This window comes from Amycolatopsis sp. FDAARGOS 1241 (genome assembly GCF_016889705.1).
Taxonomy (GTDB): domain Bacteria; phylum Actinomycetota; class Actinomycetes; order Mycobacteriales; family Pseudonocardiaceae; genus Amycolatopsis.
Genome location: NZ_CP069526.1, coordinates 5,561,044 through 5,587,509, shown reverse-complemented (window position 1 = coordinate 5,587,509; position 26,466 = coordinate 5,561,044). Strand labels below are relative to the sequence as shown.

Below are 26,466 nucleotides of genomic sequence, written 5' to 3'. Positions count from 1 at the left end.
GGGCGTCGGCCCTGCGGAGACGACGGTGCAGGACAGGACCAGCGCTGCGGTCGTCAGGTACTTCAGGACCGTGTCCGTGAGGGCGGCGACCACGCCGATTCCGGCGGCGACGGAGCTGAGCAGGAGCCACGAGCCGAGGGATCCGCCCCGTGTGGGCGCTGACCCGCGACCGTGCCGAGGGACGGAGCGGGCAGGCCGTGGGCGAGCGGTGGCAGGATCGGTTCCAGGAAATCCTTCGTCACGGAGGTCACGGAGGTCACGGAGGTCACGGAGGTCACGAAGGTCACGAACACCAGGCTCAGCGTCAGCCCTTTGCCACGGCACGCGTAGGCGGATGCCCCACAGGCCGAATGCGGCCACTGGGCCGGCCAGTTTCAATCCCGTGCCGTCCGCAGCGAGCAGCAGCCGGCCCCCACAGTGCGTCCCCCACGTCCGCGCACGGTAATGACTCGCGGCGCGCGGTGGGCCGTTCGCCGCCCCGGTTGCCGGGATGGACCAATCCCCGGCCGTGTGGCGAGGCGGTGATCAGGCCACGGCGAACCGCGTCAGTACCGAGCTGGGCCGGATCTCCGGCAGCGCGCGCCGGAACGCGCGGTAGTACGCCAGCTCCTCTTTGGACCGCACCTGTGCCGTCCGGTTCGCGGCGAGGTCGGCGTCGGTCACGCGGCTTTCCCAGTACGGCGTCAGCAGGTCCTGCGCGCCGCTGCCGGTGCCGAATTCCGCTTTGCGGCGCCAGAGGACCGAGCCGGGGAGCCGACCGGTGAAGGCCCGGCGCAGGTGGGCCTTCTCGATGCCGTCGGGGCCGAGCACCTTGACCTCGTCGGGCAGGGACATGGCGTGGGTGACGACGGCGGTGTCGAGGAACGGCACGCGGGCCTCGAGGCCGTGGGCCATCGTCACGCGGTCGCAGCGTTGCAGGTTGAGGCCGTGCAGCAGGCTCACCGTCCGCACGAGCTCGCGCCGCAGGGCGCCCGGCGCGCGGTGGCGTTCGTGGTAGTAGCCGTAGCCGGCGAAGAGCTCGTCGGCGCCTTCGCCGGTCAGCACGGCCTTGACGTGGCGCGACGCGAGCTCGGCCAGGAACCAGTTCGGGACGGCGCTGCGGATGAGCCCTGCGTCGAACGATTCGACCGACGCGATCACGTCGTCCAGCGCCGCGATCGCCTGCGCCGCGTCGAAGACGGCCTCGTGGTGGTCGGTGCCGAGGAACGCCGCGACCTCGCGGGCGGCGGCGAGGTCGGGGGAGTCCGCGGTGCCGACGGAGAACGTCTTCAGCCGCAGGCCGCGCCGCGCGTACTCCTGCGCCGCGACGGCGGCGACGAGGCTCGAATCGAGCCCGCCCGACAGGAAAACGCCGACCTCGACGTCGGCCAGAGGTGCCGCTGGACCGAGTCGACGAGCACCTCGCGCGTCCGGCGTTCCGTCTCCTCGTGATTGATCGCGCCCGCTGTCACGGCTTCGGCGAACTGGACGAGGCCGTCCTCCGGCGTCCACCAGCAGCCGGGCGGAAACACCTCGACGTCGTGTTGGACCTCGACCGGGAAGGCGCGCAGTTCGGAGGCGAACAGGACCGCGTCGCCGGTTTTGGCCCAGTACAGGGGTTTGATGCCGAGCCGGTCACGAGCGGCGACGAACCGGCCGTCCGGTGTGGCCGCGCAGAGCGCCCACATGCCCTGGAGCCGGTCGAGGGCCCCGGGACCGTGCACCGTGAGCAACGCCAGGGCGGATTCGTTGTCCGAGCCCGTGCCGAAGCGGTAGTGGGGCAGGGTTTCGCGCAGCTGGGCGTCGTTGTAGATCTCGCCGTTGCACACCATCGCCCAGCCACGCGGTCCGTCAAGCGGCTGGGCGCCGTCCTCGAGCCCGACGACCGACAACCGGTTGTGCCCCAGCCACGTTCGCCGCCCCACGAATGCTTCCCCGCGGTCGTCCGGTCCACGGTGGACGATCCGGCCGAGCATTTCCCTTCCCATACCGAGGAGATCACGACCGGACGGCGAGTACCACGCGACTATTCCGCACATGATCGTCACGCTAGGCACGCCCGTGGGCTTTGGGCAACCAGAGTTGCGCTCCGCGCACTGCGCAGCGACCCTGGAGGCATGGCCAACGACAGCCTCACGAGCGTCCACCGCGCCCTGCGGGTGCTCACCGCGCTCGGCTCGGGGCCGCTCGGCGTGCAGGCGGTCGCCGACGTGCTCGGCTCGGAGAAGACGCAGGTCTCCCGTACGCTCAAAGCGCTCGCCGAGGAGGGCTTCGCCGAGCGCGACCCGCTGACCCTCGAGTACGCCCTGGGCTGGCGCGTCTTCGCCCTCGCCGCGGCCGGCACCGACAGCCACCTGCGCCGCACCGCCTCGAAAGCCCTCCGCGCGCTGACGCGCGACCTGGGCGAAGCCGCCTACCTCACCGTCCGCGAGGGCTCGTCGGCGCTCACCGTCCTCAGCGAGTCGTCCGGCCACGGCATCCAGGCCCACGAGTGGGTCGGCCGGACCACCCCGCTGAACTGCACGTCGAGCGGCCGCGCCCTCCTCCTCGGCCTCGACGCCGACGAGGTCGCTGCGATCCTCCCCACCGGCCCGCTGCCCGGCCGGCGAGGCGCCCCGCGCACCGCGGCGGCCCTCCTGAAACGCCTGCGTCAGGAGCGCCCCGCCGGCCACGTCGTGTGCGCCGAGGAGTACGAGGTCGGCCTCACCTCCGTCGCCGCGCCCGTCCTGGGCTTCCAGGGCACGCCGATCGCCGCGGTGAACGTGTCGATGCCCTCGTTCCGGCTCACCCCCGCGACCCTGAAGCGCACCATCGCCGCGGTCATCACCACCGCGGCGAGCCTGTCGAGCAATCAGGGCACGGATACCTGCAGGCAGGAACCGGGATCCCCCGAACGCTGACTCCGCCCGACTTGAACGGCATCAATCACCAATCACCAGCTTGACACTAGCTGCATGCTGCATGCACGTACAGCACGAACGGCTCGCCGCGGTGGGTGATGTCCCGGTCGTGGCGGAACCCCAGCCGTTCCATGACGGCGCGGGAGCGGTGGTTGCGGGTTTCGGTGAAGGAGATGACCTCGCGAGCGCCTAGCTCGCTGAACGCGGAGTCCAGCCCGGCCCGGTCGATTTGCGTGGCGTAGCCCTGTCCCCACCACGATTCGCGCACCGCCCAGCCGAGCTCGAGCCGGCGTTCGGCTGTGCAGGACAGGCCGCCGCGGCCGATGGGGGTGGCGGTGGCGCGGTCGTAGGCCAGCTATTTGTGCACGTTGTCGGTCCGCCAGGCGTGCCCCATCGCGGCGGCCCTCTCGCGGGCGTCGGCGAGGTTCCACGCGCCGTACCGCTCGGCGATGCCGGGGTCCTGGTGGAGCCGGAACAGATCGTCGGCGAGGCCAGGGCGGAGGGGCACGAGGCGGCGGCGCGCGTTGTACCGAGGTGGTGGACCGCTCACGGGGCGCGCCAAATTCCGGAAAGGCGGCACGGATGCGCGGTCACGGTGCCAGTATGGTCGCACGCGCGAAGAACCAGGCCTGGAGGTGGACATGCCGGTGACCGATCGTCCGCCGACGGGGGTGCTGCGGTGGGCGCTCAGGGCGCCGATTCCGTTGTACCGCTGGGGGTTCGGCCCCCTGCTGGGGCACCGGCTGCTGTACCTCGCCCATCGGGGGCGGAAGTCCGGGGCGAGGCGGGAAGTGGTGGTCGAGGTCGTCCGGCACCGGGCGGACGTGCCCGAGCTGACGGTCATCGCGGCGTGGGGTGGGGTGCCGCAGTGGTACCGGAACGTCGAGGCGGCCGCGCCGATCGAGGTGCGGTGCGGCAAGTACCGGTGGCGGGAGCCGGTGGCCCGGTTCCTGGACAACGCCGAGCTGGCCGAGGTGCTTCGGGGCTACCGGGACCGCAACCCCCGGGCGTGGAGCAAGATCGGGCCGCAGCTGGGCTTCCCGGCCGATCCGGCTGATCCACTGTGGACGAAGTCGGTGGAACGGGTGCACGGGGTTGCGTTCACGCCCGCACAGCGCTGACCCGGCGCACGCGCGCAGAGCCGGCCGCGTTCAGCCCGACGACCCACAGCGCCACCACGACCCCCCACTGCGCCCAGGCCATCCCGCTCATCGAGCCCGACAGCAGGTTGCGCGCGGACGGGTAAGGCGTGAGCCAGGCCTGCATCGGCGGCCGCAGTCGGACGAGTACCGGACCATCGGGCAGTGCTACGCGTCTGTCCAGACGGGACTCCAGAAGCTCTGCGCCGAGCTCGGTGAGGAAGCCGTCTTCACCGGCGACGCGAAGCGCCAGATCGGCGAGATGCACCTGCACACCGGAGGCGGCGGCGTGCTTGACCGACTTGAAGTCGGCGCAGGCCGCGCTCGCGGAAATCGTGGAACAAGGCGAGGGCGCCGCGCGCACGCAGGTGTGGGACGGCGACCGCGACGTCTTCCACCCCGAACGCGACGAGGTCGCCCACTTCTACCGCTTCCAGGAGCTCAAGCACGGCCGCTGCTACCGGACCGGCGACACCCCGCAGACCGGCCCGACCGGTGAGGAGATCCAGGTCGACTTCGATGGCCTCCTGCCGATGCGCCGCAACCCGCGCACGGCCGACTACCCCGAGGGCAGCGAGATCCGCGCGGCGCAGCAGGAGTTCAACACCACCTACTGCCTGCTGCTCTACCTGCTCGAAGACGCGTTCACCGGCAACCCGGCCAACTGCGCGCGGCCGTCGGCACGATGTTCCAGCTGAAGGGACAGGCGGGGGCGCTGATGAAGATGCCGAGCGGCGACGGCAGGACGACGGCGGGCCCGACGTTCGAGTACGTGCCGCCGGAGCAGCGCTCGTAACGGAAACCCCGGCACAGGGGGAATTCCTGCGCCGCGGCCGGCTTCACAGCGTGGCGCACGCGTCGCCGATCGCTTCGTCCAAAATGGCCAGACCGAGGGACAGCTCCTCCTCCGTGGCCGTGAGCGGTGGTGCGATCCGGAAGACACCGCCCATGCCCTTGAGCTGCACGATGTTCATGTGCAGCCCCAGTTCGAGGCACCGCTTCGTGACGAGCGAGCCCAGCCGGTCGGAGCTTTTCTTGGTCTCGCGATCGACGACGAGTTCGAGCCCGGCCAGCAGGCCGCGCCCGCGCAGGTCGCCGACGACCTCGTGGCGTGCGGCGATGTCCTGCAGCCCCCGGCGGAGGAACGCGCCGAGCTCTCGGGCGCGCTCGTCGAGGCGGTCGCGGTGCAGGACGTCCAGAACGGTGGTGCCGACGGAGGCGACCAGCGGGTCGGACACGTGCGTGGTGAAGAACAGGAATCCGCGCTCGTGCGCCGTTTCCTCGATCTCGGCGCTCGTCAGCACGGCCGCGAGCGGCAGGCCGGCGCCGAGGGTCTTGGACACGGTCAGGAGGTCGGGCACGACGCCGTCGCGTTCGAACGCGTACCAGGTTCCCGTGCGGCAGAGGCCGGTCTGGGCTTCGTCGAGGATCAGCAGCATCCCGCGTTCCCGGCACTTTTCCCGCAGTGCCGCGAAATAGCCCGGCGGTGGCTCGATGATGCCGCCGGAGCTGAGGATCGGCTCGGCGAGGAACGCCGCCAGGCTGCCGACGGACTGCGCGTCGATGAGGTCGAACGCGAAGTCGAGCTGACGGCGCCAGTCGAGGGAACCGTCGGGCGTGGTGAAGTCGGGGCGGTAGGTGTTGGGTGCGGGGATCGCGAAGTTTCCGGGCGCGGCCGGGCCGTAGCCCTTGCGGCCGGCGCTGTAGGTCGCGGCCGCGGCGGCCGCCGTCATGCCGTGCCACGAGCGCGCGAACGACACGATCTCGTGCTTGCCGGTCACGAGCTTGGCCATCCGGATCGCGGCCTCGTTCGTCTCCGCGCCGGTGGTCAGCAGCAATGCCTTCTCCAGGGGTGCCGGGAGCGTCTCGGCCAGTCGCCGGGCCAGGTCGACCACGGGGCGGCTGAGCATGCCGCTGAACAGGTGGTCGAGCGTGCCGGCCTGGCGGCGCACGGTCTCGACGATCTCGGGGTGCGAGTGGCCGAGGATCGCGCTCATCTGGCCGGAGGTGAAGTCGAGGATCTTCCGGCCGTCGGCCGTGTACAGGAAGCTGCCGGCGGCGCGGTCGATGATCTCGCGGGTGAACGCACCGCCGTAGCGCACGAGGTGCCGGTCGGCGTCGGCCCAGAACGCCTCGGCGGAGGACGGGGCAGTGGTCGGAGCAGCCATGTCCCGACGGTAAGACGGCGGCGAGCGTCACGTCCAGCTCACGATTCCGGACATTCTGTTCGGCAGAACCGCACAATGGGGAGTGCTGAACCCGTGGCGCCTGCGGCTGCTGACCCGGCTGGACACCCTGGGGACGATCCGCGCGGTCGCCCAGGCGTCGAACCTGAGCGCTTCCAGCGTGTCGCAGCAGCTGGCCGTGCTGGAGGCCGAAACGCACACCGCGCTGCTCGAACGCACCGGCCGCCACGTCCGCCTCACCCCGGCCGGCGTCATCCTGGCCCGGCGTGCCCGCGCGATCCTGGACCACATGGACACGGTCGAAGCCGAGCTACGCGGCCTCGGCGAGGAACCCGCCGGCCTGGTCCGGCTGGGTGCGTTCCAGAGCGCGGTTCACACGCTGGCGGTGCCCGCGGCCACGCGCCTGGGCGCGGCGCACCCCGACCTCCACGTCGAGGTCCTCCAGCTGGAGCCCCACGAAAGCATGCCCGCTCTCCGCGGCGGCGACGCGGACCTCATCATCACCACCACGGACTTCGTCGAGCAGCCCCTGGACCCCGACGTGGACCTCGTGCCGCTCGCCACGGACCCGATCGTCGCCGTTCTGCCGCCGGACCACCCCGCCACCCGCCGGGGCGCCGCCGACCTCGCCACCTTCGCCGACGAGGCCTGGGCGTTCGACATGCCGCAGTCCTACATGGCCACGCTGACGCTGCGGCTGTGCCGCCAGGCGGGTTTCGAGCCGCGCGTGGTGTGCCGGTTCAGCAACTACATGCTCGCCCTGCAGCACGTCGAGGCCGGCCTGTCGATCGCCTTGCTGCCCGGCCTGGCGGTCGATCCGCGCTACCGGGTGGCCACGCGGGAGCTGGTCTCCCCGGTGACGCGCACGATCACCGCGGCCGTCCGCCGCGGTTCGCCCCGGCGCGCGGCGGTCCAGGTCGTGCTGGACGCTCTGCGGCAGAACCCCGACCTGCCCCACCTCGGCGGTGACGAGTAGCTCTCGCCGCGAAGAGAAGCGGGCCACAGAGACCGTGGACAACGCGGTGGGTAGTTCTCGTAGCTCCGGGCGCCGGTGGCACGACCACGAGCTGTGACCACGGACGGCTCTGGGTGTGAGGTTGGCTTGCGCGCGAAGCGATCGAGACCGACGACGAGGTCACCGACCACCTGCTGAAGGCCCCGTGGTCGGCCGGATGGGCAAGGCCGTCGAACACCTCGTGGCCGCTACCTGCCTCCTCGCCTCGCGCGGCGAGCTCGATGCGGCGACTTCTCTTGCTGACGACGAGGGGGTGGATCTGGTGTTCAACCGCCGGGGCAGCTCCGCGATGCGGGGGTTTCAGGTCAAGGCCCGGATGTCCGGCAGCAAACGAGTGCAGGCAGGCTCATGGCGTCCGTGCGGAAGCAGACGCTCCGCACCCCGGTCGGCTTTGCACTTGCTCTTCGTGTCGGTCGACATCGCCGAGGCCCGCTTGGTGACGGCGTGGTTGGTTCCCAGCACTGATTTCGCGGCGAAGGCGGGCTCGTCGAACGCACTCGGCCGGTGGCAGTTCTCGCCGTCGCTCAAGGAGCAAAGCCAGGACCGCCGGCGGAGTTACCGGCTCGAGCCGGCAGAGCTTGCTCCTCGAGTGCTCGACCGGTTGGTGCAACGGGACAGTCAGTCGTAAGAGCGCAGGAAACCACCCTTCGCTGATGCCGACGGATGTTCGCACTCGGCAGCGGGCCGTTCCACTCGCGACAGTGCCGTCGCACCGGTCCGAGGCGAAGCGGTAGGTGAACGCGCTGCCGCGGGACGGCCACCAGACGTCGTGAACCGGGCGAAGGGACTGAAACTGGACGATCGGAAAGCAGGACGCGCGAGGGGGCGCTCTGGTTTCCGTCATGGGCCCGCGCGCCCATCCCTCCCCGGCTGGGCGCGCGGGCGTCTTCCCCCATCCCCGGTGGGAAGTGTCAGTGAAAGCGGCTCGCGATTTCGTCGAGCCGCGTGGACCACGCCGGGGAGGTGCGGCGGATGCCGACGACGAACGGGGCGCCCGGGTGCCACCCGGCGGCGGCCCGGCGGCGGCCGGAGACCGTCGCGCGCAGCCACCTGGGCACCGCGCCGTGGCGGGGGCCGGGTGTGCGGGTCATGCGCGGAGCCCCTCTCGTAGTGGTCTGGTCCAACTGTCGCATCCCCGGGTGGCCGACGCACCCGGTACGACCCCGGGCCCGTACCCCGGTCGGATGGGCGCGGCCCTCCCGGGTCGCCCGGGACCCGGGGTTCTCCCGGGCGTCGCGGGACCGCGCTTCCGGTTGACTGGAGGCAAGCCGCGGTGTGGACGTCTGCCTGTCCCGGACCCCGCGCGAGCAGTGGGTTCCCCGTCGCGGTGGAAGCCGGCCGAAGCGGAAGGAGCGAGCCATGTCCACCGGTGACCCGGACTGGTGAGCCGTCGAGCCGCCCGGCGACCGCGCACTGTGGTGTGCGTCAACCGTGCGGAGCACCACGGGGAAACGTTTGCCGCGCAACCGAAGCCGGCTCAGCCGTCCGACAGCGCGGTCCTCAGCTGACGCCGTGACGTGATGCCCAGCTTCGTGAAGATCTTGCTCAGGTGCCATTCGACCGTGCGCGGGCTCAGCACCAGCCGCGCGGCGATCTCGCGGTTGGTGAGGCCGTCGCGGGCCAGCCTGGCGATGAACGCTTCGTGAGTCGTGAGCGGGCCCTCGTCTTCGGCGGGTTTCACGGTTTCGGCCGTGGCCAGGAGTTCGCGGTGAGCGCGGTCGGCGAAGGCCTTGGCGCCGATGCGCGTGAACAGGTCCGCCGCGAGCCGCAGTTCGGTGCGGGCGTCGATGCGGCGCCCGCCGCGCCGCAGCCACTCGCCGTGGATCAGGTGGGTACGGGCGAGCCACAGCGCATCACCGCCGAGGGCGAGGTGCGCCAGCGCCGAGCGGTACAGCGCCTCCGCTTCCGCGCCGGCGCTCACCAACGCCCGCGACCGGTCCGTGACGCCCCGGGCGAACTCGGTGCCGCTCGCCTCCGTCCGTTCCACAAGCCGGGTGAGCGCGTCGGCCGCGGTTTCCGGTTCGTCGCACCGCACGGCGGCCTCGACGAGTTCGACGAGCGCCACGCCGACGGTCCCGAGGTCGTCGTCGTCTTCCGCGGCCGACCGGGCCGCGGCCAGCGCCGCGCGGTACTGCCCGAGTCCGTTGTGCAGCAACGCTTCCGAAAACCGCACCACGCGCAGCGCCGCGCCCTGCCGTTGCCGGATCGCGCGCTCGGCGGCCTCCCGCACGAGTTCCACGGCCGGCTTTTCAGCACCGCGGAACGCGGCGATGAACGGCTCGACGAACTGCCGCGGCGGTGCCCCCGTCGCGATGGTGATGGCGTCGGCCTCGGCCAGCGACGCGGCGGATTCGGCCATCCGGCCCCTGCTCGCCTGCACGTGGCCCAGGTAGCCGAGCGCCCTCGGCAGCAGTCCCAGCGCACCCGTCGCCCGCAGCAGCTCCACCTGGTGCGCGGCCCAGAACACGATGCCGTCGCAGTCGAACAGGTCGTGCGCGAGGTTCGCGCACAGCCAGGCCCACCGAATGTCGGCGGCGCCCGCCGCCCGGAACTTGCCCAGTGCCTCGCGCAGCAGGGGAACGGCGGCCGCGTAGCCGTCGGTGAACCGGACGACCAGGCCGTGCAGCAGCAGGTCCACCGGCCGGGGCGGCTGGGCCGAGGGTGGCGCGCCCTTGGCGGCCAACGCCACCGCGCGCACGGGCCGGGTGTCGCCGCCCGCCACGTCGCCGGCGAAGATCGCCGCGGTCAGCGCTTCGAGGTAGGTCTCCCGGGCCAGGCCCGGGTCGAGGCCGGCCAGCCCGTCGGCGGCCGCCACGAGAGCCGCGGCGGCTTCGCCCGCCGGCTCCGTGAACCACCTCGCCTTCGCGAAGATCAAGTCGGCGCGCGCCGCCGGCAACCGGGCCGGCTCCAGCGCCCGCGCGAGGACGACGAGTCGCGCGGCCGCGGCGGGCTCGCCGGCGTCGAGTTTCGCCTGCGCGCCGGTGAGGAGCCGGTCGGCGCGGCGGGCGGGGTCGGGTGTCAGGTCCGCGGCCCGGGCGAGGAACGCGGCCGCCGCGGCCGCCCCGCCGCGCGCACGGGCGCTGCCGGCCGAGTCTTCGAGCTCGGCCGCGAGCTCCTCGGACGGACCGGTCGCCGCCTGCGCGCGGTGCCACGCGCGCTGGTCGCGGTCGCCCTTCCCGAGGGCGGCGGCCAGTGCGTGGTGCACCTGGCGCCGGCCGGCCAGCGGCGCCGAGTGGTAGGTCGCGGGCCGCGCGAGCGGGTGGTGGAACCGCACGACGCCGTCGACGGTCATCAGGCCCGCGGCCGCCGCCGCGGCGGACTCGTCAACACCGAGGATCGCCGCCGCCCGCCACAGCAGCGCCGGATCCCCGGTCGGCTCGGCGGCCGCGAGCAACAGCAGCCGCCGCGTCGGCCACGGCAGCTCGCGGATCCGCCGGGCGAAGGCGCGTTCTCGCTGGTCGACGATCGGGCGCACGGCGGCGGGCCCGAAGCCGCCGGAGAGGTCCGTGTGCGTGAACACGAGCTGCAGTCCGGCCAGCGCCACCGGGTTTCCCCGCGCTTCGGCGACCATCCGGCGGCGGACGCGCTGGTCGAGCAGCTGCGGGAGCACGGTGGTCAGCAGTGCGTACGCGGCTTCCTCGGCGAGCGGGCCGACCGGCAGGTCCGGCAGCGCTGCCAGCCGCGCCGGGACCTCCCGCGCGGCGAACACGATGACCACGCCCGGCGGCGGCCGGTGCGCGATCGTCGCCAGGACGTGCAGCGACGGGTGGTCCAGCCACTGGGCGTTGTCCAAGAACCAGACCGTGGTCCGGTCCTGCTCGGCCAGGACCGCCCCGGCGCCGGCCGCGACCAGCCCGGGATCCGGCGCGGGACCGTCGGCGAACCCGAGCGCGCGCTTCAGCGCCGACCGCTGGGGATCGGGCAGTCCGGCCAGCCGCCCGGTGCCGGAGGCCACCAGCTGGTGCAGGCCCGCGTAGGCGAACTCGCGCTCGGTCTCCGCGCCGCGGACGCGGATCACCCGCGGCCCGGGTGCTCGCGCGAGGGCGGCTTCGACCAGGGTCGTCTTGCCGATGCCGGCTTCGCCGCGTACGACAAGCACTGCGCCTCGGCCGGTCACCAGGCCGGTGAGCACCTGCAGCTCTCGCTCGCGGCCGAGCGGGCCCGTCACGAGGTCACGCCGGAATCGCCGCGGTGGTCACCGGCGGCTTGTTGCCCAGTCACGCGAACTCCGACCTCCCCCGACCAAGGTAGCTCACGCTGGGCCGGCCGGACTGGAAGGCGAGGGCGGGCCCGAGAAGCGGTCAGCCTGGAACAGCCCGGCGGAACCTCACGTTTCGGACTGCGGTTGCGCGCCGCGGGCCGACAACGCGGCCGGCAGGCCCCGGCGCGAGGTGATGCCGAGCTTGGCGAAAATCTTGCCCAGGTGCCATTCGACGGTGCGGGGACTGAGGAAAAGCTGCGCGGCGATCTCCTGGTTCGTGTGGCCGTCGGCGGCCAGCCGCGCGATGTGGGACTCCTGACCGGTCAGCGCGTCCGAGACGGCCACGGCCGGGGCGCGCATCGGTTCGCCCGCTCCCACGAGCTCCTTGCGGGCGCGCTCGGCGAACGCCGTGGCACCGATGCGGGTGAAGACGTCGTGGGCGTGTTTGAGCTGGTCGGCAGCCTCGGCCAGCCGGCCCTCGCCCCGCAGCCACTCGCCGTAGACGAGCTGCGCGCGGGCGAACATGGGGTCGGTGCGGCGGCGGCCGAGGTGCGCGAGCGCGGCGCGGTAGAGCGTGTCGGCTTCGGCGCCCGTGGCGAGCAGCGCGCGGGAGCGGGCCGCGACGCCCAGTGCGAGTTCGGTACCGCTCGCTTCTGCGCGCGTCACGAGCACGCGCAGCGACTCCGCCGCGAGCTCCGGCTCCCCGCTGTGCACGGCCGCTTCGACGCGCTCGAACAGCAGGTATCCAAACAGGCCGAGATCTTCGTGTTCCAGTGCGAGCCCAGTGGCCGCCAGCGCATCACGCCACTGGCCGAGTCCGTTGTGCAGCACGGACAACGCGTATTGGATCACGGGGATGACGCGCCCCTCGTTGCGCACGGTCGCCCGCCGGCGGATCTCGCGCACCATCCGCAGCGTCCGCTCCTGTTCGCCGCGGTGGGCGGCCAGCACGGGCTGGACGTCGAGCGGCGGGTGAGCGCCCACGGCGTTGTTGATCGCCGTGGCCTCCTGCAGCAGGGCGTCGGCCTCGTCGAAGCGGCCGGCGTGCACGCCCACGCCGGCGCGGTAGACGAGTGCGACCGGTAGCAGCGTGAGGGCGCCCTCGCTGCGCAGGATCTCCACCTGCTTGGCGGCCAGCTCGTCCCAGGAGTCCTTGTCCCACAGCTCGAGCGCGATGCGGCCGACGATGCCGTACCAGCGTGGAGCGGCGACGTCTTCATCGTCCTCACGACGGAACTCCCGCGCCGCCTCGAGCAGCTGCGGCGCGGCGGCCACGTACCCGGCGGTGAAGCGCTTGACCAGCGCGTCGAGCAACAGGTCCACCGCCCGCGGGGGGTCTGGGGCCGGGGGTGCGGCCAGCGCGGCGCGGGCGACACCGTCGGGCCCGTCCTCCTCGCTCCCCGCGAAACGGCCCGCGAACACCGACGACATCAGCGCCTCGAGGTAGGTCTCGCGCGAGAGCTCCGGATCGAGGTCGCGCAGGCGGCGCGCGGCGTCGAGCAGCAGCGCCGGCGCGTCGCGGCCGCGGTGGCGGGCGAACGCGATCTGGGCGCGCAACAGGTCGATCCTCGCGCGTTGCAGTTCGTCGGTCCGCGCCGCCTCGGCGACGGCGAGCAGGGCCAGCGCCGCGCCGGGCGCGCCCGCGTCGAGCTTGGCCTGCGCCGCGGCCAGGGCGCGGCGCGCGCGATCCTCGGGCTCGGGCGTCAGATCGGTGGCGTGAGCGAGGAACGCCGCGGCAGCCGCGATCCCGCCGCGCGCCCGGGCCCGGTCCGCGGAGTGCTCCAGCTCCGCCGCGATCTCCTCGGACGGGCCGGCCGCGGCCTGGGCGCGGTGCCACGCCCGGTGCTCGCTGTCGACGCGCGGGTCGATGGCCCCGGCGAGCGCTCCGTGCACGCGCCGACGGTCACGCAGGCTCGCCGAGTGGTACACGGCGGAGCGGACCAGCGCGTGCCGGAACCGCACGCGCGTGCCGAAGCTGATCAGCTCGGCCGTCTCGGCGGGCTCGGCGGCTTCGACGCCGAGCCCGAGGCGGGCGGCGGCACGCCACAGCAGCGCGGCTTCTCCCACCGGGTCGGCGGCCGCCACGAGCAGCAGCAGGCGGGTGTCGGACGGCAGCGTCTGCAGCTGGGCGGCGAAGCTGCGTTCGACGCGCCCGAGCAGCGGCCGGTCGCCGCCGACCAGGCTGTAGCCGCCGGCCAGCGCGGCAGGCGGGCGGTCGCGCGGCAGCTCCAGCAGCGCCAGCGGGTTGCCCCGCGCCTCGGCGAGGATGCGTTCGCGCACGCGGTCGTCCATCCGTCCGGGCAGCGCCGTCCCCAGCAACAGCCGGGAGTGCCGGTCTCCGAGGCCGGTGAGCACGAGCTCGGGAAAGCCGTCGAGGCCTTCGAGCTCGCGCTTGTCCTCGCTCTCGCGCACGGCGAAGATCATCGCGATCGGGTCGGCGCCGAGCCGCCGCGCGACGAGCGAAAGGGTCTGCACCGACGCGCTGTCGAGCCAGTGCACGTCGTCGACCACACACACGAGCGGCAGTTTCGCGGCCGACTCCGCCAGCAGCGTCAGCGCGGCCAGCCCGACGAGGAACCGGTCCGGCGGCCGGCCTTCGCGCAGCCCGAACGCGGTGGAGATCGCTTCGCGCTGCGGGGCTGGCAGGGCGTCGAGGCGGTCGAGCATCGGCGCGCACAGCTGGTGCACACCGGCGAACGCCAGCTCCATCTCCGATTCTGCGCCGGAGATCTGAGCGACTCTCAGGTCCGAGGCGGTGGCGGTGACGTGGTTGAGCAGAGCCGTCTTCCCGACGCCTGGTTCGCCCCGCACCACGAGAACCGAGCTGCGGCCCTTGCGCACGTCTTCGATCAGCCGGTCGAGGAGCGCGAGCTCACGGGCTCGGCCGAGGAGTGCGGGAGGACCCGGTCTGGCCACCCATTCCTCCTTCGCGCCGCCGGCGACAGTGCATTCGCCGGCTTGCCTCCCTGACCGCCAGGTGACGCGACTTCACGTATAGCACCGCCCTCGCGCGCCCGGCAAGCGTGCGCCACAGCCCCGTACGCTGCGGGAATCAGGTCTGCACTTCGGGCATCGGCGCCGCGCTGACGGGTGCGCGGGCGCCGTCGGTGTCGAGCACCGCCCCCGTCACGACCCGCGCGGCGACCGGATCCGCCAGGTGGCCGAACACGCCCGCGTGGTCCTCCGGCGCGGCGGTGGTCCGCAGCGGGCGGTGACGCGCTCCGCGTGCGCGGCATATCCGTCCACAGTGGAGTCGACGGGTGGAGTCGGCGCGGCCGAGCGCGCCGGGGCCGGCGAAGCGAGGCCCGGCGCCTGATCCTCCACTTCGGACGCGTCGTCAGGGTGCCGGCAGCGGAGAAGGGTCTGCCCGTAGGTGCCGGCGAGGAGGCAGCCGAGCCAGTCGGAGCCGTACCCGTCTCGTCGGCCTCCGCCACGCCGAGCAGGCGAAGGCACCTCGATCTCGTCCCGGAGTCCGCCATCCGCACGACCATCGATTGCGTCGTCTGGGCCGAGCTGGACGGCCACGAACCGGCGGTGGAGCGGCACCTGCGGTGGCCGCGGGTCTCCGACGCGGCTGAGATGAGGGGCAGTGCAGTGACCTCAACCGAGGTCATCATGATCGGAGTAGCACTTTCGTCCTGTTTTCGATCGCCAGGCTGGTCAGCGTCGACGAGAAGGTCCCGCAGGGGTGAGCGCGACCATCCTGGTGCTGGGCATCGCGGTGGCGGTGGGCTTCACCGGCATGCGAACCACCGGTGAGCGGGCTTCCTCCGATCCTTCGGACTCGGCAGGTCCGCCGGCGCAAGCCGCACCCGGCGCCGCGACCACGTCGGCCGCCACAGCGATGAAACCGGCCGAGGTGAAGCTCCTGTGGCAGGGCTCGCTGCTGCTGGACGAGCACGGAATCGGCTTCTCCGGCGACCGACCACGACAGGCCGGTGTGAACGACATCGGCGCCGACACCATGTTGTCCAACCGACCGAGCTGTTGAGGTCCGTGTTCACCGGCACGAAAATCGCCAAGTGGACTGCATCGGGTGAACCGACCGCCGCGGCGTGCGCCGACCTGCTCGACACCCTGGGAACGCGGAGGATCACTGCCGGCCTGCACGATCGCGCGTGTCTCCGCGCGAGCGAGCGCGTCGTGCTGCTCACGATGCGAGCTGCGCGGCAGTTGCCGAGAGCTGGGCAGGGCCGCGAGTGCGGTGGCCATCGTAGTTTCCTTGCCCCGCGTTTTGCTTGTGCCGTCACGCCTTTCCCGCTCGTCAGAACGGTGCGTCGAAGCCCGCTTCCAGGTGGGCGATGCGCCAGAGGCCGCGGTCGGTGCGGCGCAGCGTGAAGCGGTACGGGCCGGCGGACACCGGGGTGGTGGTGCCGTCGTGGCTGCTCAGCAGCAGCAAGTACGCGTGGGCGACCACCGAGCCGCCGGTGGGTTCGCCAACCACGACGTTGGTGAAGACGTGGCGGCGCTGGTCGGTCTGGGCGGGCCAGAAGCCGGCGAGCCAGGCGGCGATCGCGTCGGCGCCGCGGATCGGGTCGACGCGGTCGCGGCCCATGAGCACGCCCTGCCACACACCGTCGGGGGTGAAGCAGGCCGCCAGCGCCGCGCGGTCGCGTTCGTCGTAGGCCCAGCCGTAGCGGGCGATCAGCTCACCGGCCAGCAGGCGGTCGGCGATCGCGCCGGGCACCGGCTCGGGCAGCGAAACCTGGCCCACCGCGCTGGCCCAGCCGGGTTCCGGCAGCAGGTCGCTCATCCGGCACCGCCGGCGGCGACGTCGGCCAGCCAGGACTCGTACGCCAGCACGGTTTCCAGTTCGCCGCGCTGGCGGGTGGACAGCGCGCGTTTCAACGCCGACGACCCCGCGGGATCCGCCGCGAGCCGGTCCGCCAGCGCCCGGGCCGCGTCGCCGTCACCCGGGCTCAGCAGGCCACGGCGGGCGGCTTCGCCGGCCGGCAGCGTCTCGCCGGTCCACGCGAGCTGGGCGAACGTTCCGGTACCGGCTGCCCGGCCGAGCAACCACCCGGTCCCTCCGAGCAGCGCGGCGGCCTTGAGGTCGCCGACCGCGAGCGTCGTGCGCGCGGTGGCGAGCCGGACGTCGGCCGCCAGCGCGAGCGCCAGCCCGAAACCGCTCACTTCCCCGTCGAGCGCGGCGACCACGGGGCAGGCCAGTCCGAAGAGATCTTTGACCAGGGCCTGGTAGCCGGCTGCGACGCGGTCCCGGTCCAGCGGCGCCGAGCCGACTTCCGGCGCGTGGTGCCACGCGTCGCCCAGCACGCGCAGCAGGACCGCGCCCGGTGCCGCCCGGCGCCATGCGCGGATCTCCTTCGCCAGCGCGGTGCGGACGTCCTCGCCCAGCCGCCGGCCCGCACCCGGGTCCTCGAACACGAACTCGCTCATCGGTGCCGGTCTCCTCATCGTCCGGTGAAACGCGGCGCGCGCTTCTCCAGAAACGCGTCGATTCCCTCGAAGTGGTCCTCTGTGGACAGCAAGGTGCCCAGCAACGCGCGCTCGTGCTCCAAGCCGCCGGCCAGCGGCAGCTCCTCCGAGGCGCGCACCGCCGCCTTCGACAGCCGCGCCGCGACCGGGCCGAACGCCGCGACTTCCCCGGCGAGCGCGATCCCCGCCGCCACCACGCGTTCCGCCGGAACGACGTGGGAAACCAGCCCGTACTCCCGCGCCGTCCACGCGTCCACCGTGCGGGCGGCGAGCACGAGCTCGGCCGCGCGGAACCGGCCCGCCACCCGGGCCCACCGCTGCGTACCGCCGGCACCGGGCAGGATGCCCAGCCGGATCTCGGGCTGCCCGAAGGTCGCCGAATCCGCGGCGACGACGAAGTCGCACGACATCGCCAGCTCGCAGCCGCCACCGAGGGCGTACCCGGCGACGGCGGCGACCGACGGTTTGGGAAAGCGGCCGAAGCGCGCCCAGGCCGCGAGCCGTTCGGACTGCAGGTAGCCGGCGGGGGAGGTCGTGCGCAGCTCCCGGATGTCCGCGCCCGAGGCGAAGATCTTCGCCCCGCCCGTCAGCACCACGGCGCGCACCTCGTCGTCGGCTTCCGCCCGGTCGAGCCCGTCGCACAGGCCGCGCAGGACGTCGGTGCTCAGGGCGTTGCGCGCGGACGTGCGGTCGATCGTGAGCACCGCGACGTGGTCACCCACGTCGTAGCGCACCGCCTTCTCGTCGTCGGCCAACGGGGGCCTCCTCGTCGGGAGCAGGGGCGCCGAGGGACGTACCCCGGCGTATGTCCGAGGGTGAACATACGCGAGCGTATGTAGCTCGGTCAACGCCACGAGATGATCATTTTCCTTTGTATAGAGCCATAAATGCCACCTGATTGACTCTTGACGCCGGATCACCGGCCGCATACCTTCTGCTCGACATACGCTGAAGTATGGCGACAACGAGGTCGACTGGAGGCTGGCGTGAAACGGACAAGGTTCTTCCCCGTGCTGGGCCTGGCGGTCCTGCTGGCCGGCTGCGCGAACACGGGCGCGAGTCCGGCCTCCAGCAGCTCGGGCGACAGCGGGTCCGGTCCGCTCAAGATCGGCGTCATCGTGCCGCTGAGCGGGCCCGCCGGCCCCAACGGCAGGGACGTGCTCGACGCGATCACCACCAAGGCAGACCTGATCAACAAGGCCGGCGGCGTGCGCGGCCGGCAGCTGCAGATCGTCTCCAAGGACGACAAGAGCGATCCCGCCACCGGGGTCAGCGCGGCCACCGCCATGGTCAACGAAGGCGTTTCCGTCGTGATGGGCGGCTGGAACAGCCCCGTCACGCTCGCGATCCAGCCGGTGCTGGTGCGCGGCGGCGTCCTCAACATCACCTCGATCCCGCAGAACGCGTCGATCATCGGCCACGCCGACCCCGACGCGGTGCGGATGAACGCGGGCAACGCGGCCGGCGCGTACGCTGCCGCGCAGTACATCGGGAAGGACCTCAAGGCCAAGCGCGTGGCCATGCTGCTGGAGAACGACGCCTACGGAAACGACGCCGGCACGTTCCTCGGCAAGCAGCTGCAACCCGACGGCATCCAGGTCGTGAGCCAGCAGAAGTTCGACTACGCCGGCACCGATTTCCGCGTGCCGCTCTCGCAGCTGGCCGGCTCGAATCCCGACGTGGTGTTCTCCGCCAACGCCGCGGAGTCCTCCGGCATGCCCGCACTGGCCGACCAGTACGCCGAATCCGGGATGAAGGCGCCGCACTTCGCCGCACTGGGCACGGTGTCGCCCAAGGTCGTTTCGCTAGCCGGCGGTGCGAAGGTCGACGGGCTCCTGTCGGCCGACCTCTACTTCCCCGACGTGGCGCCCTTCGACACCAACCAGGTCAACACCGAGTTCGTGAAGGCGTTCTCCGCCAAGACCGGGAACCTGCCCGACAAATACGCTGCCCTCGGCGCCGAAAGCGTCGACGTGTGGGCGAAGGCGGTCGAGAAGGCCGCCGGCACCGACCGCGACAAGGTGGCCGCCGCGATCCACGGCCAGAGCTTCACCGGGACCGTGCTCGGCGACGTCTCCTTCACCGCGAAGGGGCAGCTCAAGACCAAGGTCTACGCCTTCACCGTCAAGGGCGGCAAGGTCCAGGTGCTCGACGAGATCCCGATCCCCGACGCGATCTGGGAGCAGTGAGGCCGATGCCCGCCTCCCCGGTCCCCGCGCTGCGGGTCGCGGACCTCGGCGTCCGCTACGGCAGCCTGCAAGCCCTCAACGCCATGTCCTGGACGGTGTCCGACGGCGAGATCCTCGGCATCATCGGACCCAACGGCGCGGGCAAGAGCTCGAGCTTCGCGGCGGTGACGAACACCGTGCGCCGCACCGGCACAGTCGAGCTCTACGGCACGTGCGTCGACTCGGTGCCGACGCACCGGCTCTCGCGGCGCGGGCTGCGCCGCACGTTCCAGCAGAACTCCTTCTACAGTGGACTGTCCGTGCTGGACAACGCGGCCGCCACCTTCGCCGTCGAGAACGGGGTGCCGCTGGCCGGCAGTGTCTTCACGCCGTGGCGGGAGGCGAAGCAGCGCTCCCGCACCCGCAAGGCGGCGGCGCAGCTGCTCACCGATTTCGGGATCCCGGCCCGCTACCACGGGATGTTCCCGGACAACATCCCGTACGGCCTGCAGCGGTGCCTGTCGATCGTGTTCGCCTACGGCGCCGGCGCGAAGGTGCTGCTCGTCGACGAACCGGCGGCCGGCGTCGGCGGTGAGGACATGCGCAACCTCGCCGAGCTGCTGCTGCAGCTGCGCGACCGCGGCCTGGCCGTGGTGCTCATCGAGCACCACATGGACCTGGTGATGGAGATCGTCGACCGGCTGCTCGTGCTCGACCGCGGCGAGCCGATCGCCTACGGGGAGCCCGAAGCCGTGCAGCGCGACCCGGCGGTGCTCGAGGCCTACCTGGGCAGGGCGGCATGAGCGTGCTGCTGGAGGTCGACGAACTGCGCGTGCGCTACGGGCGCAGCACCGCACTGTCCGGAGTGGACCTGACCGTCGGCGACGGCGAGCTCGTCGCGGTCGCCGGGGCCAACGGCGCGGGCAAGAGCACCCTCGTCAACGCCGTCGCCGGGTGGTCGCGCGGCAAGGCGAGCGCCACCGGCTCGATCCGTCTCGCCGGCCGGGACCTCGCCGCGCTGCCCGCGCACCGGCGCACCAAGCTCGGGGTGGTGCTCGTGCCCGAGGGCAAGAGCGTGTTCGAGCGCATGACCGTCGAGGAGAACCTGCGCATGGTCCGGGCGCCGCGCGACGCGGCCGGCCGGCGTTACGAGGTGTCCGATGTGTACGACGTGTTCCCGCAGCTGCCGGCGCGGGCACAAGCGAAGTGCGCCACGCTGAGCGGCGGCGAACGGCAGATGGTCGCCATCGGGCGCGCCCTGCGCGCGGCGCCGCGGCTGCTCATCCTCGACGAACCGTCCGTGGGCCTCGCGCCCCGGCTCGTCGTCGAGGTGCTCGAGCACATCCGCGAGCTCGTCGCCGGCGGGCTGTCGGTGCTGCTGGTCGAGCAGAACGTGCGCGCCACGCTCGAGGTCGCCGACCGGCTGTACCTGCTGGAGCAGGGCCGGGTCGTCGGCACCGGGCCGTGCAGCGAAATGCGCGACGACGATCGCATCGTGTCCGCCTACCTCGGAAGGCTGGGCCGGTCGTGATCCTCGCGCAACTCGTCAACGGCCTCGCCCTCGGCGCCGGTTACGCCCTGCTCGCGGTCGGCTGGACCGTGCTGCTGGGCGCCGCTCGGATGGTGAACTTCGCCCACGGCCAGCTGTACATGATCGGCGCGTTCCTCACCTGGCTCGTGATCACCAAGGCCGGCTTGCCGTACCTGGCGGCGACCCCGGTGGCCGTCGTGGTCGTCGCGGTGCTCGGCGGGCTCATGCAGCTGCTGATGCGCCGGCTCACCCTCGACCAGAACATCGTGAGCCTGATGCTCGTGACACTGGCGTTCGGCTACCTGCTCGAAGGCGGCGGGTCACTGCTGTTCGGCGGCAACCCGCAGATCATCGACAGCCCGTTCCAGAACGCGGGCCTGGCGGTCGGTTCGGCGCGCTTCACCGGGCAGGACCTGCTGATCGTGCTCCTCGCGCTCGCGTTGTACGGAGTCACGTGGCTCGTGCTCGGCCGCACCAACATCGGGCGCATCGTGCGCGGTGTCGCGGAAGACCCGAAGCTGGCACAGCTCTACGGCGTCAACGCGGCCAAGGTGTACTTCGGCGTGTTCGTGTTCTCCGCCGCGTGCGCCGCGCTCGCCGGCGCCGTGGTCGCGCCGCGCAGCCCCATCCTCACCTCGATCGGGTTCGACCAGCTGGTGATCACGTTCCTCGTGGTGGTGCTCGCCGGCATCGGCAACCTGACGGGCGGCCTGTTCGTCGGCCTCGGGCTCGGGGTGTTCACCGCGTTCTTCGGCGCCTACGTCTCACCGGCCTTCTCCACGGCCGCGGCCTTCGCCGTGCTGCTCGTGGTCCTGATCGTCCGACCTCAGGGGTTGAGCGCCCGATGACGAACGCAGTGCACGCCGGGCGCGCCCCGGCACCGGCATCGTCCGCAGCCGGCACCGCGGGGCGTGCCCGGCGGCTGGGCCCCGGCGTTCGGGTCACGGCCTGGCTCGTGCTCGCCGTGGCGGGTTTCCTCGTGCCGGCCGCGCTGGGCGGCTCCACGCAGATCTACACGACGTGTGTGCTCGTCGCGATCTTCGCGATGATGTCCTACGGCGCCGACGTGGTGCTGTCCTACCTCGGCGAGGTGAGCCTCGGGCACACGCTGTTCTGGGCCGCCGGCGCGTATGCCACGGCCTACTTCACGGTGAAGTCCGGCTGGGGACCGCTGCCGTCTCTGCTGGTTTCGCTGGCGATCGCGGCGGTGCTGGCGCTGCTGGTCGGTCTGGCGACGCTGCGGACGCGGGAGTTCGTGTTCTCGCTTGTCACCTACGCGACGGCGATCATCGGGCTGTCGGTGGTGTCCAACGTGTCCGGTCTCGGCGGTTCCGACGGCATCGTCGGCGTCCCGTTGCTGACGCTGCCGGCGATCGGCGGTTCGTACGTCGCCCGCACCGACGCCGACATCTGGCCGATCGCCTACGTGCTGCTCGTGCTCGTGGTCTTCTTCATCGCGCGGTTCCGGCGCTCGCGCCTGGGCGCCAACGCGCTGATGACGCAGATGAACCCGGGACTGGCGACGACGATGGGCGTGGACGTGCGCCGCACGCGAGTGCTGGTGTTCGTCGTGTCCGCCCCGATCAGCGCGCTCGCCGGCTGGCTGTACGCGTTCCAGCGCAGCTACGTCAGCCCCGACCTGCTGTCGGCCTCGTTCCTGCTGTTCATGCTCACCGCCGTGATCCTGCCGGGCCGCCGCCAGCTGCTCGGCCCGCTGGTGGGGGCCGCGCTGATCACCGCGCAGCAGCAGCTCGCCTCGTTCGGCGGTGATGTCGACAAGATCGTCCTCGGTGGCGTCCTCGCGCTCGTGCTGTTGGTGTCGCCCAACGGTTTCGCGGGGCTGGGACGCCTTCTCGTGCGCCGCCGCCACCAGGCGGCCGAAGCCTCTCCGGCAGCCGCCGCTGCCACCGACGAATGATGGGAGCCCGACCGTGTCCGTGATCTGGGAGCCGCCGCTGAGCCCGGAAGGCCAGCGGTGGCGGGAACTCGCCCGCAAGCTGTCCGCCGAGAGCTTCGCGCCGCTGGCGGAGGAGCTCGACCGCGAGCAGCGCTACCCGTGGGAGAGCGTGGAGGTCCTGGTCGAGTCCGGCCTCGCCGGCCTGTTCATCGGCACCGAGTACGGCGGCCAGGGCGCGAGCTTCGACGTGGTCTGCGCCGTGATCGAAGAGGTTTCACGGGCTTGCGCGTCGACCGGCGCCATCCTGACCGCGTACGCCCTCGGCGGCACCCCCGTCGTGCTGGCCGGCACCGAGCAGCAGCGCAGCCGCTACCTCGGCGCGCTGGCGAAGGGCCAGGCCGTGAGCTTCGCGCTCACCGAGGAGGGTGCGGGCAGCGACGCCGCGCGGATCAAGACCACCGCCGTCCGCGAGGGGGACGGCTGGCGGATCCGCGGTGAGAAGATCTTCATCGGCAACGGCGGCGCGTCGCAGCACTACGTGGTGTTCGCCCTGACCGACCCCGAGGCCGGCACGCGCGGCATGACGGCGTTCATGGTGGACAAGGACGCCGACGGGGTGGTCATCGACCGCCTCGAGGACAAGATGGGCATCCGCGGCACCAACACCAGCAACCTCAAGCTCGACACGGTCGTCGGTGCGGATGCGATGCTGGGTGAGCTCAACCGCGGGATGAAACTCGCGATGCTCACGCTCAACGCCGGCCGCATCACCGTGGCCGCGCAGTCGATCGGCGTCGGCCTCGCCGGGTACGACGTCGCCTCGCGCGAAGCCGCGCGGCGGGAGACCTTCGGCACGCCGATCATCGACAACCAGGGCATCTCGTTCCCGCTCGCCGACGTCGCCACCCGGCTCACCGCGGCCCGGATGATCACCCACCGGGCCGCCTGCACGTACCAGGAGGGCGGCGACGTCTCGATCCTCGGCGCGATGGCCAAGCTCGACGCGAGCGAAGCCGCGCACCGCGCGGTCGACACCGCCGTGCAGGTCTACGGCGGGGCCGGGTACTGCAAGCCGTGCCCGGCCGAACGGCTCTACCGCGACCAGCGGATCCTGGAGATCTACGAGGGCACGTCGGAGATCCAGCGGCTGGTGCTGGGCCGGGCCATCAAGGCCGAGGCGCTCAAGGCCGAGTCGGTGAACGCCGGGGCCGCGAAGTGAGCGCCTCCTGGGAGCAGCAGGTCGACTTCCCGCCCGCGGGGCGGTTCAAGGTCTACGACCTCGCGCAGCAGCTCTACACCGGCGTGCCGCACCACCCGAACCACCCGCCGTACAGCTTCTCGCTGACCAAACGCCACGGCGAGGTGATGTACCCCGACGACGTGTCCGCGGCCGCGGAGATGATCACCACCGGGGGGCACGTCGGCACCCACGTCGACGGGCTGGCGCACGTCTCGAAGCTCGGCAAGGTCTACGGCGGCGTCGACATCGTGGCGAACCAGACCTACCCCGAGGGCATGCTCGAGGTGTCCGTGCACGAGCTGGCGCCGATGGCCGGCCGCGGGCACCTGGTGGACGCCACCCGCGCGCTGGGCCGTCCGCTCACGCCCGAAGACGGCGTGGACGCGGACCTGTTCGAGCGGTGGTTCGCCGACAAGCCCGTGCCCCGGCCCGGTTCGGTCGTGCTCGTGCGCACCGGCTGGGACGGGCTGTGGGAGGACAACGCGGCCTTCCTCGGCACGAACACCGGTGCGCCGGGCGTGGTGCTCTCGGGCGCGCAGTGGCTCACCGAGCACGGCGTCGTCGCCAGTGGCTGCGACACCGTCGCTTACGAACGGATGCCGAATCCGACGCTTGAGGTGCACTGCCATCTGCTCGTCGAACGCGGAGTGCCGATCATGGAGGCCATGAACCTCTCGACACTCGCCGAAGACGAAGTCTGGGACTTCTTCTTCACCGCCTCGCCCCTGTCCATCCGCGGTGGCACCGGATCGCCGATCCGGCCGCTCGCCTTCGTGCCCGCCGGGGCCGCCGCATGACCGGCAGGACGTCCCGCTCCGGGACCGGGCCGGGGCCCCGGGAGATCCTCGAGGCCGCGGCGCTCGCCTTCACCCGGACCGGGTACGAGGCGACCACGATCGACGGCATCGCCGAGCTGCTGGGCGCGACCAAGGGCCGCGTCTACCACTACTACCGCACCAAAGCGGACATCTTCCTCGACGTCGTCCAGACCGGTATGGAGGAGATGATCGCCGGCGTCGCGCCCATCGCGGCCACCGCGGACATCTCGAGTGCCGACCGGCTGTGGCGCATGGTGCACCACCACGCCGGGCTGATGATGACCCGCAACTCGTTCCAGCGGGTCGCCGTGCAGGCGGTGGAGATGCACCGCCTGCAGGAGAACCAGGCCCACCGCGAGGCGTACCGGAAGGTGATCGCCCTGCGGGACGAATACGAGCAGATGTTCGCCGACGTGATCGACGAGGGCAAGCGCGAAGGCCTGTTCCGCGACGTCGATCCCCGGCTGGCCACGAAGCCGGCGCTGGGTGCCCTCAACTGGATCAGCCTCTGGTACGACCCCGAGCGCGGGGACTACGCGACCGTGCAGCGGGTGGCCAACGAGTACGCCGACTTCATCGTCAACGGCTTGCGCAGGAGCAGAACATGACCTCTCCGACCACCGTCCGCCCGTACTCCGACCGCTACTGGAGCGAGGTCGAAACCGCGCCCCTCGAACAGCTCCGCGAACTGCAGCTGGCCGCGCTGCGCAAGCAGCTCGAGTACGTGGGCGCCCACAGCGACTTCTACCGGGCGCGATGGCGGGAGCTGGGGTTCGAGCCCGGTGACGTGCGCACCCTCGAGGACCTGCGGCGCCTGCCGGTGGTCACGAAGGCGGACTACGTCGCCGACCTGGACGCGGCCGCGCCGTGGGGTACCAACGTGACCGCCGACCCGCGCGACGTGCGCCGCGTGCACTTCTCGTCCGGCACCACCGGCCGCCCGGCGCCGGTGTTGTGGTCGGCGGCGGATCTGGCGCGGTGGGCCGATCTCTACGCCCGCACCGGGTACGCGCAGGGCGTGCGCGACACCGACGTGTACCAGTGCCTGTTCGGGTACGCGTGGTTCGTCGGCGGGCTCGGCGCGACGCTCGGCTACGAGCGGCTGGGCGCCACCGTGCTGCCCGGCGGGTCGAGCGAGACCGAACGCCAGATCGAGACGATGTTCCGCTACGGCACCACGGCGATCAGCGGCACGCCGTCGTTCATCCTGCACCTCGCCGAGGCGGCGGAGGCCAAGGGCACGCCGCTGACCGGGTCGGCCGTGCGCCGCATCCAGGTCGGCGGAGAACCCGGCGCCGGCGTGCCCGCGACCCGCGCGCACATCGAACGCCGGTGGGGCGCCAAGTGCTTCGACGGCTACGGCAGCCTCGAGTTCCAGCCCATCGCGTGGGAGTGCGAGGAACAGGCCGGCGGGCACCTGGTCGAGGACTTCGCCTTCGCCGAGATCGTCGACCCGCAGACGCACGAGCCGGTGCCCGACGGCACGCCCGGCGCGCTCGTGCTGACGCACCTGGACAAGCAGGCCACCCCGCTGGTGCGGTGGTGGACCGGCGACATCGTGGTGCGCGACAGCGAGCGTTGCGGGTGCGGGCGCACCCACTCACGGCTCGCCGGCGGGGTGGTCGGCCGCGCCGACGACATGCTCGTGGTGCGGGGCGTGAACCTGTTCCCGAGCGCAGTCGAGCAGGTGGTGCGCCGGACGGCGGGCACGACGGGGGAGTACCTGATCGTGCTCGACGAGGACGTCACCGACCCCGCAACCGGCTACCTGACCGGGATCAAGCTGCGCGTCGAGGTCGAGCAGGGCGTGGCCGCGGACTTCGGCCCGCGGCTGGCGGCGGCGGTGCGCGCCGAGCTGACCGTGCGCTGCGTCGCCGAGCCGGTGCCCGAGGGCAGCCTGCCGCGCAGCACGCACAAGACCAAGCGGGTGGTGCGCGCCGGCTGACGCACGCACTT

At 72.3% G+C, this 26,466-nt stretch carries 26 protein-coding genes and 1 pseudogene; 16 read left to right on the top strand and 11 right to left on the bottom strand.

Annotated features, from left to right (window positions below; translation table 11 throughout):
- Positions 1-525 precede the first annotated feature (525 nt).
- A complete protein-coding gene (locus tag I6J71_RS27460; RefSeq protein ID WP_239155456.1) occupies positions 526-1,344 on the bottom strand; it encodes an asparagine synthase-related protein in 819 nt (272 codons plus the stop codon).
- Entirely contained in the window at positions 1,269-2,018 is a 750-nt protein-coding gene (locus I6J71_RS48970) for a hypothetical protein (RefSeq protein ID WP_239153934.1), read from the bottom strand. The genes I6J71_RS27460 and I6J71_RS48970 overlap by 76 nt, the downstream gene beginning before the upstream one ends.
- Before the next feature lie 78 nt (positions 2,019-2,096).
- Between I6J71_RS48970 and I6J71_RS27455 the strand changes: the two genes are divergently transcribed.
- Positions 2,097-2,879, top strand: coding sequence for an IclR family transcriptional regulator (locus I6J71_RS27455; protein WP_204089495.1), 783 nt, complete (start codon positions 2,097-2,099; stop codon positions 2,877-2,879).
- Between the two features lie 46 nt (positions 2,880-2,925).
- Here the strand turns inward: I6J71_RS27455 and I6J71_RS27450 are convergent, their stop codons facing one another.
- A complete protein-coding gene (locus tag I6J71_RS27450; RefSeq protein WP_204097263.1) occupies positions 2,926-3,234 on the bottom strand; it encodes a GNAT family N-acetyltransferase in 309 nt (102 codons plus the stop codon).
- Positions 3,235-3,387, bottom strand: a complete 153-nt coding sequence (locus tag I6J71_RS27445) for a hypothetical protein (RefSeq protein ID WP_204089494.1) — start codon at positions 3,385-3,387, stop codon at positions 3,235-3,237.
- A 139-nt stretch (positions 3,388-3,526) separates the two neighbouring features.
- Between I6J71_RS27445 and I6J71_RS27440 the strand changes: the two genes are divergently transcribed.
- From I6J71_RS27440 to I6J71_RS27430, 3 genes and pseudogenes are all read left to right on the top strand, one after another.
- On the top strand, positions 3,527-4,000 hold the full coding sequence (locus I6J71_RS27440; RefSeq protein ID WP_204089493.1) for a nitroreductase family deazaflavin-dependent oxidoreductase: 474 nt from the start codon (positions 3,527-3,529) through the stop codon (positions 3,998-4,000).
- A pseudogene (locus I6J71_RS51135) lies at positions 3,975-4,232 on the top strand (hypothetical protein); the annotation flags it as partial. The gene I6J71_RS27440 and the pseudogene I6J71_RS51135, both read left to right, overlap by 26 nt.
- A gap of 79 nt (positions 4,233-4,311) precedes the next feature.
- On the top strand, positions 4,312-4,716 hold the full coding sequence (locus I6J71_RS27430; protein ID WP_204089491.1) for a ferritin-like domain-containing protein: 405 nt from the start codon (positions 4,312-4,314) through the stop codon (positions 4,714-4,716).
- Between the two features lie 141 nt (positions 4,717-4,857).
- Here the strand turns inward: I6J71_RS27430 and I6J71_RS27425 are convergent, their stop codons facing one another.
- A complete protein-coding gene (locus tag I6J71_RS27425; protein WP_204089490.1) occupies positions 4,858-6,186 on the bottom strand; it encodes an aspartate aminotransferase family protein in 1,329 nt (442 codons plus the stop codon).
- Between the two features lie 82 nt (positions 6,187-6,268).
- On the opposite strand from I6J71_RS27425, the gene I6J71_RS27420 reads away from it, so the two are divergent.
- On the top strand, positions 6,269-7,180 hold the full coding sequence (locus I6J71_RS27420; RefSeq protein WP_204089489.1) for a LysR family transcriptional regulator: 912 nt from the start codon (positions 6,269-6,271) through the stop codon (positions 7,178-7,180).
- 196 nt (positions 7,181-7,376) lie between these two features.
- The gene (locus I6J71_RS27415) at positions 7,377-7,847 is read left to right on the top strand and encodes a hypothetical protein (protein WP_204089488.1); all 471 of its coding nucleotides are present in this window, start codon (positions 7,377-7,379) and stop codon (positions 7,845-7,847) included.
- A 283-nt stretch (positions 7,848-8,130) separates the two neighbouring features.
- Here the strand turns inward: I6J71_RS27415 and I6J71_RS27410 are convergent, their stop codons facing one another.
- The 3 genes from I6J71_RS27410 to I6J71_RS27400 form a co-directional block, all read right to left on the bottom strand.
- Positions 8,131-8,310, bottom strand: a complete 180-nt coding sequence (locus I6J71_RS27410) for a hypothetical protein (protein WP_204089487.1) — start codon at positions 8,308-8,310, stop codon at positions 8,131-8,133.
- A 386-nt stretch (positions 8,311-8,696) separates the two neighbouring features.
- Positions 8,697-11,387 (bottom strand): helix-turn-helix transcriptional regulator, encoded by a 2,691-nt coding sequence (locus tag I6J71_RS27405; protein ID WP_204089486.1) that lies wholly within the window; start codon positions 11,385-11,387, stop codon positions 8,697-8,699.
- Positions 11,388-11,546: 159 nt separating this feature from the next.
- Entirely contained in the window at positions 11,547-14,336 is a 2,790-nt protein-coding gene (locus I6J71_RS27400) for an AAA family ATPase (protein WP_204089485.1), read from the bottom strand.
- A 772-nt stretch (positions 14,337-15,108) separates the two neighbouring features.
- On the opposite strand from I6J71_RS27400, the gene I6J71_RS27395 reads away from it, so the two are divergent.
- On the top strand, positions 15,109-15,411 hold the full coding sequence (locus I6J71_RS27395; protein ID WP_204089484.1) for a hypothetical protein: 303 nt from the start codon (positions 15,109-15,111) through the stop codon (positions 15,409-15,411).
- Between the two features lie 273 nt (positions 15,412-15,684).
- On the opposite strand, the gene I6J71_RS27390 is transcribed toward I6J71_RS27395, so the two are convergent.
- Genes I6J71_RS27390 through I6J71_RS27380 form a run of 3 tightly spaced genes read right to left on the bottom strand, consistent with a single transcriptional unit; the run spans position 15,685 to position 17,611 of the window.
- Positions 15,685-16,173 (bottom strand): nuclear transport factor 2 family protein, encoded by a 489-nt coding sequence (locus I6J71_RS27390; RefSeq protein ID WP_204089483.1) that lies wholly within the window; start codon positions 16,171-16,173, stop codon positions 15,685-15,687.
- On the bottom strand, positions 16,170-16,817 hold the full coding sequence (locus I6J71_RS27385) for an enoyl-CoA hydratase-related protein (protein WP_204089482.1): 648 nt from the start codon (positions 16,815-16,817) through the stop codon (positions 16,170-16,172). The genes I6J71_RS27390 and I6J71_RS27385 overlap by 4 nt, the downstream gene beginning before the upstream one ends.
- A gap of 14 nt (positions 16,818-16,831) precedes the next feature.
- A complete protein-coding gene (locus I6J71_RS27380; RefSeq protein ID WP_204089481.1) occupies positions 16,832-17,611 on the bottom strand; it encodes an enoyl-CoA hydratase/isomerase family protein in 780 nt (259 codons plus the stop codon).
- Positions 17,612-17,842: 231 nt separating this feature from the next.
- Between I6J71_RS27380 and I6J71_RS27375 the strand changes: the two genes are divergently transcribed.
- Genes I6J71_RS27375 through I6J71_RS27335 form a run of 9 tightly spaced genes read left to right on the top strand, consistent with a single transcriptional unit; the run spans position 17,843 to position 26,455 of the window.
- Entirely contained in the window at positions 17,843-19,045 is a 1,203-nt protein-coding gene (locus I6J71_RS27375) for an ABC transporter substrate-binding protein (protein WP_204089480.1), read from the top strand.
- A 5-nt stretch (positions 19,046-19,050) separates the two neighbouring features.
- Positions 19,051-19,827, top strand: a complete 777-nt coding sequence (locus tag I6J71_RS27370; protein WP_204089479.1) for an ABC transporter ATP-binding protein — start codon at positions 19,051-19,053, stop codon at positions 19,825-19,827.
- Positions 19,824-20,555, top strand: coding sequence for an ABC transporter ATP-binding protein (locus I6J71_RS27365; protein WP_204089478.1), 732 nt, complete (start codon positions 19,824-19,826; stop codon positions 20,553-20,555). Before I6J71_RS27370 ends, I6J71_RS27365 begins: the two co-directional genes overlap by 4 nt.
- Entirely contained in the window at positions 20,552-21,403 is an 852-nt protein-coding gene (locus I6J71_RS27360) for a branched-chain amino acid ABC transporter permease (protein WP_204089477.1), read from the top strand. The genes I6J71_RS27365 and I6J71_RS27360 overlap by 4 nt, the downstream gene beginning before the upstream one ends.
- Positions 21,400-22,473: a branched-chain amino acid ABC transporter permease gene (locus I6J71_RS27355; protein WP_204089476.1), complete on the top strand. Its 1,074-nt coding sequence runs from the start codon at positions 21,400-21,402 to the stop codon at positions 22,471-22,473. The genes I6J71_RS27360 and I6J71_RS27355 overlap by 4 nt, the downstream gene beginning before the upstream one ends.
- A 13-nt stretch (positions 22,474-22,486) precedes the next feature.
- Positions 22,487-23,671: an acyl-CoA dehydrogenase family protein gene (locus I6J71_RS27350; protein ID WP_204089475.1), complete on the top strand. Its 1,185-nt coding sequence runs from the start codon at positions 22,487-22,489 to the stop codon at positions 23,669-23,671.
- Positions 23,668-24,489 carry a cyclase family protein gene (locus tag I6J71_RS27345; protein ID WP_204089474.1) on the top strand — a complete coding sequence of 274 codons (822 nt, stop codon included), beginning with the start codon at positions 23,668-23,670 and terminating at the stop codon, positions 24,487-24,489. The genes I6J71_RS27350 and I6J71_RS27345 overlap by 4 nt, the downstream gene beginning before the upstream one ends.
- A complete protein-coding gene (locus I6J71_RS27340; protein WP_204089473.1) occupies positions 24,486-25,118 on the top strand; it encodes a TetR/AcrR family transcriptional regulator in 633 nt (210 codons plus the stop codon). The genes I6J71_RS27345 and I6J71_RS27340 overlap by 4 nt, the downstream gene beginning before the upstream one ends.
- Entirely contained in the window at positions 25,115-26,455 is a 1,341-nt protein-coding gene (locus I6J71_RS27335; protein ID WP_204089472.1) for a phenylacetate--CoA ligase family protein, read from the top strand. The genes I6J71_RS27340 and I6J71_RS27335 overlap by 4 nt, the downstream gene beginning before the upstream one ends.
- Positions 26,456-26,466: the final 11 nt, after the last annotated feature.